Genomic DNA, 6,382 nt, shown 5'->3' on the forward strand with positions numbered 1-6,382 from the left:
GGAGGGACCCATGCCGGCCGAGGAACGAGAGCAGCAGCACGGCACGCCGGGCCGATCGGCTTCCGCGGTGTCGATGCGCGAGCTGCTGGCGTCGTGTGCCGCCGCGGACGCGGTCTCGAAGCCGCCGTCCGATGAAGCGGAGGGCGTGGAGCGTGCCGTCGGCCGAGGTGGTCCGGGCACGGTGCCGGGACGTCCGGAGCACGACGCGGCCTGAGGGTCCCTACGGGACCACGACGACCTCGGTGCCGATCGTGGCGAACAGCCACAACGCCTCGCCGTCCGCCCGGCGTTCGCGGATGCCGCCGGTCTGCCGCTCCGGGTCCTGCCGCGGCATCGACCCGTTCAGCGCCGCACTGAACCCGACCGTGGTGCCGCGGACCGTCGCGAAGCGGACCACGTTCTCCACCGGCACCCCGTCGGAGCCGGTGACCTGCGAGGACCGTGACTCGACCCGGTAGCTGCCCGGCTTCGGGTCGACGCTGCTCGCGCCGACCCGGTAGGTGCGGCGCACCTTCTCGTTCGCGCCGACCAGCCAGACCCGCCGCCGCTCCAGGGCGTAGACCACGCGTTCGCCGTTGCCCGAGGGTGTGGGGAGAGCCTTCTCGTTCGTCTTCGCCGGGCTCTCGGAGGGGCCCGGTGAAGGGGATCCGGAGGCGCTGGGAGTGCGGTCCTCGGCGCGGTCCTGGGCGGCGCTCGCCTGGTAGGCGAAGAATCCGACGACGGCGAAGGCCGCCGCCGTCAGCCCGGCCACGACCGCTCCGGCGCTGCCGCCGCTGCTGCTGCCTGCCACCGTGCGCCGCCGCCTCTCGTGATGTCCGCCCGCACCGGCGATGACGGTAGCAGTCGGCGTGCCGGAGGCCGTCGCCGCGCCGCCGACGGGCTTGGAGCGAGCGCCGACCATGTGTTCGCATGAGGCGATGAGCCCTCACGGACCACCGACAAGTTCCACAGGTCGGATACGGGCGGCACCGAATCCTTACGAGGAGACCGAATCCTTACGAGGAGTTGGCCCTCACCCGCCGCACCGGAACCACACCTCTCGGCCAGGTCCAACCCCTACGAGGCGCTCGCGGCGGGACCCGGCCCGGACCCGGACCGGAACACGGACCGGGAGCAGGGCCCGGGCCTGAACGGGGTGGAGAAGATCGGCATCGACCCGGGTCTTGTCGCGGGGCTGAAGAAGATCGAGGAACCGAAGCTCGCGGAGAAGCTGTCGCTGTCGCAGCGCCTGCCCGACGTGCCGGGGGACGTGCGGCTACGCGGCATCTCGGTCGCGAAGGAGGGCATCCGTGCCCAGCTGACCGGGGTGGACGTGCCACTCGGCGGCGCCCCGCGACGGTAACGACCTGGTGTGCGATAGCGGGCGGGCTCGCGACGCCCTGCGACTCCGTCTCCCGCGTTGTCGTCGGTCGACGACTCCCCCACAGCCTGGACGGCGTGGGAGGTGCCCCCACCGCGTCGCCTCCCTCCTCCGCCTTGGATCCGAAGCCGCATGACGCCGCTCGCTGATCCACCCTCCATCGCGCACCAGGTCGTTACCCGTTGGCCAGTGCCTGGAGCCGGTCCATCGCGCCGTTGAACTGGTTGTGGTCACCGACGGTCGGGCCGGTGGAGGTGTACTGCCAGAAGGTGTGGACGCCCCAGCCGTTCGGCAGCGTGCCGGGCGAGGAGGCGTAACGGGCGATCCACAGCGGGTTGGTGCTGCCGAAGCCGCCGTTGTTTCCGGTGCAGGTGGTCCACCAGTCGGTGGTCGTGTAGATCACCGCGTCGCGGCCGGTGCGCGCCTTGTAGGTGTCGGTGAAGTCCCGGATCCAGCTGACCATCGCGCTCTGGCTCTTCCCGTAGCAGGTGGCGCCGTAGGGGTTGTACTCGATGTCGAGCACGCCCGGCAGGGTCTTGCCGTCCCCGCTCCAGCCGCCTCCGTTCGAGGCGAAGTAGTTGGCCTGCGAGGCGCCGCTGGAGTTGTTCGGCAGGGCGAAGTGGTACGCGCCACGGATCATGCCGACGTTGTAGGAGCCGTTGTACTGCTGGGCGAAGTAGGGGTTCTCATACGTGGTGCCCTCGGTGGCCTTGACGTAGGCGAAGCGCACGCCGCTGCCCCACAGCGTGGACCAGCTGACGTTCCCCTGGTGGCTGCTCACATCGACGCCGTGAACGGTCGCGGCAAGGCTCTCGGGCGGGGTGCCGTCGGTGGGGTCGCCGCCCTCGTGCATCCGCACACCCACACCCATCGACGCCTCACCCGGCTTGACGGGCCGGTGGTCCTGGGGTGCCGTGCCCGCCGCGCTCGCCGCGCCGGGGGCGGTGAGGACGAGAGCGAGCGCCGAGACGAACATCCCGGCCGCAGTGAGGATTCCGCGTCTGCGGCGGGTCGTGCCGGATCCGTTACTGGGCATCGCTGCCTCCGAAACCGTGGGTGGGGGTGGGGCGGCATGTCACTGGTGTGGACATGTCACGTAGACCGTACGCGCGGAGGTGAAAGCGTGGAAGAGAGTCGTTGACCGCCGGTGGTCCATACCTGCGAAATACTGACGGAGCTGCGACGATCGCCGTCAGTGGCAGGAACTTTCCGCACGGAAACCTAGGGAGTGGGCGCAGAAGTGGACGAGTCCGTGCGGAAGTACCCACCCGAATTTCTCGACCTGGAACGCGAGTTAACGGTGTTCCTGCGCCGCGCCCGGTCCTTCTCCGGCGAGCTGGCCCGCGAGGTGCACCCCGAACTGGAGCCCGCCGCCTACGGGCTGTTCGTCCGTCTGGAGGACGGCGGTCCGCAGCGGGCCACCGACCTCGCCGCCTACTTCGGCGTCGGCAAGGCCACCATCAGCCGCCAGTTGGGCGTGCTGGAGAGGCTCGGCCTGATCACCCGTGCCCCCGACCCCGCCGACGGGCGTGCCTCGCTGCTGCACCTGACCCCGGAGGGCCGCGAGCGCTTCACGGTGGTGCGGGACGCGCGGCGCGGGGAGTACGTACGCAAGCTGGCGGCCTGGGACCGCGGCGAGATCGCCGAGCTGGCCCGGCTGCTGCACCGGCTCAACGGGCTCTCGGAGACCGGCGCCCAGCCTCCGGATCAGTGACTCCCCACAGCGGCGAAGACGGCTGTGGCGTCGTCGCGCGCCTTCCCGCGCGGATACCGCGTGCCGTCCGGGTCCGTGGCCTCCGCCTCCCGTACCCGGGCCACCAGCGTGCCCGTTCCCTCCTTCCGTACGAGCGCGAAGAGTTCTGCCCAGCCGCCCAGCCGGAACGTCTCCGTCCACCGTGCGGCCCCGTCTGTCAGCGCCAGCAGCGCCCGCAGGTCCGCGCGGGGCGTGCTGCCGGTCACCGCCCGGTTCGCGACGGTGGGGTCGGCGGCGGCGGTGTAGAAGCCGTCGCCGTCGGCCGCGTTGCGCAGCGCCTCGACCGCGCGGGCGTACTCCGCGCGGGCAGCGGTCCGTTCGGGGGTGTCCCTCGGCAGCGCGCGCACCCGCTGTCGCAACGCGCGCAGGTGCTCGGGGAGTTCGCCGAGCCGCGGGTCGAGCACCGGGTCCACGGCGCCGTCGGCGCGCTCCAGCAGCAGCGCCGAGTCGGACAGGACAAGGTGCTCGACGGACTCCTCGCCCCAGCGCACCGCGACGACGGTCGCCTGCGGCGTACGGATGTGAGAAAGGTCACAGGTTGAACGATGGGCGTCGGCGGTACGGGCGATGGCTGCCGCGAGACACCCGGTCAGTTCCAGATCCCGGCGTGAGCCCGACAGTTCGAGCATGGCCCCGCCCAGCCGGGCCGTGAACCAGGGCACCCCGTGTGCGCAGCCGACGTCCTCGGGCGGCGGAGTCACCCCGTCCAGCACCACCACCGCGCCACCCTGGCCCGACGAGGGCAGTGCCGCCGACGCGTAGTCCTCGTTGGGGCGTCCGGGATCTCCCGGCTCGCTGGTCATCTCGATCCGCATGGGCGCCAGTCTGCCGGAGCCGGAGCGCGGCCGCGCGGTCCACGCCCGCGGTCCTATGGCCAGGTCAGGCGTGGTGCGTGATGCCGGAGTTGGACCGGAATGGGAGCCTCCGGAAATCTGCGGCGGGGCATCCTGCCAGGACAACCGGTGGTTTTCCAACCGGTCTGCGCAACCGGGGTGGTGGGCTCGCGCGACGGGAGTTGTTCGCCAACTCCCGAGTGATGTTCACTCGCTCGGGTGGCCCGGCAGGAGATCGTCACCCGCCTCTCATCCGTGCTGGAAGGCTCGGACGTCGTACACGGGGCGGGGTGCGCTGCCGGGACACGAGGTTGGACTGCGCCACCCCGCTGGATCCGGGGCAGGCACCGACGAGATTGCGAGCACGGGTGCGGACGAAGCTACTGCGGAAACCGGCCGAACCGGGTGACCCCCGGACCATGACGTCCGGTCAGGGCCCGGCCCAGGGCAGCCCGGAGCCGGGCCCTGCCGGCCCGGCCGTCCCCGCGCCGCGCCGCGAGCGGGTGCGCAACCGGCTGCTGGTCTGCGTCGCCGTCTGCGCCCTCACCGTCATCGGCGCCGGTACGCCCGCGCTGCTGACCGCCTCCGACAACATCGGCGAATCCCAGCAGCTCGTCGACCGTGCGGAGCTCGACAAGCGGGCCGTCGCCCTCTCCCACGCCCTGGCCGACGAGCGCGACGGCATGGTCGAGTACGTCGGCGCCGGCCGGACCAGCCGGGACGGCGCCGGCCTGACCGAGGCGCAGCGGACCCGCGTCGACCGGCAGGTCGGCGAGATCAGGGAGACCGCGCCCACCCCGGTGCGCCGGGCGCTGGGCAAGCTGCCGCACATCCGGCAGCAGGCGCTCGGCGGGCACGGTACGGCGCGCGACGTCTTCGAGGCCTACACCGGGACCATCAGCACCCTGCAGGACGTCAGCGAAGGCGCGGCCCGCGCGCTCCCGGCCCGCGCTCAGGAGGTGAAAACCGCGTCCGCCGACGCCGGTACGGCCTCCGCTCTGCCCGATCTGGGCCGCGCCGTCGGACAGGCGTCAGCCACCCGCGGCCTGCTGCGCGGCTCGCTGGCGGGCAAGGGGCCGCAGCACGACCTGACCGCCGAGGCGCAGCGCGCGCACGTACGGGAGCAGGCCGCTCTCGCCGACTTCGACGAGACCGCGGGCAAGCCCGCCCGGGAGACCTACGCCAAGACCGTCACCGGCACCGACGTCGCCGTCGCCGAGCGCTACTTGCAGCGCCTCACCGACCAGCCGTACCTCTCCGGGACCGACCGTGCGATGAGCCATGAGCGCATCGACACCACCCTCTCGGCACGCATCGACGGCATGCGCGGCGTCCGGTCCTCCTTCGCCGCCGACGAGTTGCGGCGGCTGGAGAAGCTGCGCGACGACGACGTCACCGCACTGGAACTGCACATCGCCCTGGTCGCCGGCTGCCTCCTGATCGCGGTCGGCATCAGCGTGCACACGGCCCGCTCCATGGCCCGCCCGCTGTCTGTGCTCATGCGCGGTTCGAAGCGGCTCGCCCAGGACCCGGCGGGCGAGGGACCGGTGGTCTATCACGGCAGGAACGACGAGTTCGCCGAGACCGTACGGGCGCTGAACCAGCTGCGCGAGACCGCCGTCGCCGTACAGGAGCGCGCCTCCGAGGCCGAGGCCGACAACACCTACCTGGTCCGCGCGAAGGACACGCTCACCGTCGAACGTGACCGGCTGCGCGGCGAGTTCGCCGAACTCAAGGAACGTTTCGACGCCCTGCCCGGCGCCGTGCACAGCACCTTCGTGCACCTCTCGATGCGCACCCTGAGCCTCATCGAACGGCAACTGGGCGTCATCGAGGGCCTGGAAGAGGAAGAGAGCGACCCCGACCGGCTGAGCACCCTCTTCCGGCTCGACCACTTGGCGACCCGGATGCGGCGGTACAGCGAGAACCTGCTGCTGCTGGCGGGAGCCGAACACGTCACCTCGCCGAGCGTCACGGCCGTACCGCTGCTGGACGTGCTGCGGGCGGCGATCAGTGAGATCGAGCGCTACGAGCGCGTGGAGCTGGGCACGCTGCCCCCGCACGCGCAGGTCTCCGGCTACGCCGCCGACGACCTGAGCCACCTCGTGGCCGAACTCCTCGACAACGCCGCCAGCTTCTCTCCGCCCGAGGCCGAGGTCCGGCTCTCCGGCTGGCTGCTGGAGAGCGGTGAGATCATGCTCTCGGTCGAGGACGAGGGGATCGGGGTCACCGGCAGGCGGCTTTCGGCGCTCAACGCGCGCCTGGGCGCGGCGGACGGGCAGGAGCCCCCGCCGATGGAGACGGCGGACCGCATAGGGCCGGACGCCGGGCTGGGCATGGGCCTGTACGTGGTCGCCCGGCTCGCCGCCCGGCACGGGCTGCGGGTGCAGCTGCGTGAGCAGCGGCAGGGCGGCATCGCCGCGGTCGTCGCGGTCC

Annotated in this window: 7 protein-coding genes; 4 read left to right on the forward strand and 3 right to left on the reverse strand. The window is 72.1% G+C overall.

What is annotated here, in order from left to right:
• A partial coding sequence (locus ACRDP3_RS13875; RefSeq protein WP_431517227.1) for a hypothetical protein occupies positions 1-214 on the forward strand: 214 nt, incomplete at its 5' end.
• A 6-nt stretch (positions 215-220) separates the two neighbouring features.
• Here ACRDP3_RS13875 and ACRDP3_RS13880 read toward each other — a convergent pair.
• Positions 221-901: a hypothetical protein gene (locus ACRDP3_RS13880; RefSeq protein ID WP_431517228.1), complete on the reverse strand. Its 681-nt coding sequence runs from the start codon at positions 899-901 to the stop codon at positions 221-223.
• Positions 902-1,135: 234 nt separating this feature from the next.
• On the opposite strand from ACRDP3_RS13880, the gene ACRDP3_RS13885 reads away from it, so the two are divergent.
• Positions 1,136-1,342, forward strand: a complete 207-nt coding sequence (locus ACRDP3_RS13885) for a hypothetical protein (RefSeq protein ID WP_431517229.1) — start codon at positions 1,136-1,138, stop codon at positions 1,340-1,342.
• Positions 1,343-1,535: 193 nt separating this feature from the next.
• Here the strand turns inward: ACRDP3_RS13885 and ACRDP3_RS13890 are convergent, their stop codons facing one another.
• Positions 1,536-2,396: a lysozyme gene (locus ACRDP3_RS13890; RefSeq protein ID WP_431517230.1), complete on the reverse strand. Its 861-nt coding sequence runs from the start codon at positions 2,394-2,396 to the stop codon at positions 1,536-1,538.
• Positions 2,397-2,588: 192 nt separating this feature from the next.
• Between ACRDP3_RS13890 and ACRDP3_RS13895 the strand changes: the two genes are divergently transcribed.
• Positions 2,589-3,074, forward strand: coding sequence for a MarR family winged helix-turn-helix transcriptional regulator (locus ACRDP3_RS13895; RefSeq protein ID WP_431517231.1), 486 nt, complete (start codon positions 2,589-2,591; stop codon positions 3,072-3,074).
• On the opposite strand, the gene ACRDP3_RS13900 is transcribed toward ACRDP3_RS13895, so the two are convergent.
• The gene (locus ACRDP3_RS13900; RefSeq protein WP_431517232.1) at positions 3,068-3,928 is read right to left on the reverse strand and encodes a protein phosphatase 2C domain-containing protein; all 861 of its coding nucleotides are present in this window, start codon (positions 3,926-3,928) and stop codon (positions 3,068-3,070) included. The genes ACRDP3_RS13895 and ACRDP3_RS13900 overlap by 7 nt on opposite strands.
• 437 nt (positions 3,929-4,365) lie before the next feature.
• Between ACRDP3_RS13900 and ACRDP3_RS13905 the strand changes: the two genes are divergently transcribed.
• A partial coding sequence (locus ACRDP3_RS13905) for a nitrate- and nitrite sensing domain-containing protein (protein ID WP_431517233.1) occupies positions 4,366-6,382 on the forward strand: 2,017 nt, incomplete at its 3' end.

It is taken from the genome of Streptomyces sp. (assembly GCF_050698815.1).
GTDB lineage: Bacteria > Actinomycetota > Actinomycetes > Streptomycetales > Streptomycetaceae > Streptomyces.

Excerpts from the sequence above, each read along its gene's own strand:
- ACRDP3_RS13900 (WP_431517232.1), bottom strand. The coding sequence starts at position 3,928 with ATGCGGATCGAGATGACCAGCGAGCCGGGAGATCCCGGACGCCCCAAC.
- ACRDP3_RS13880 (WP_431517228.1), bottom strand. The coding sequence starts at position 901 with ATGGTCGGCGCTCGCTCCAAGCCCGTCGGCGGCGCGGCGACGGCCTCC.
- ACRDP3_RS13890 (WP_431517230.1), bottom strand. The coding sequence starts at position 2,396 with ATGCCCAGTAACGGATCCGGCACGACCCGCCGCAGACGCGGAATCCTC.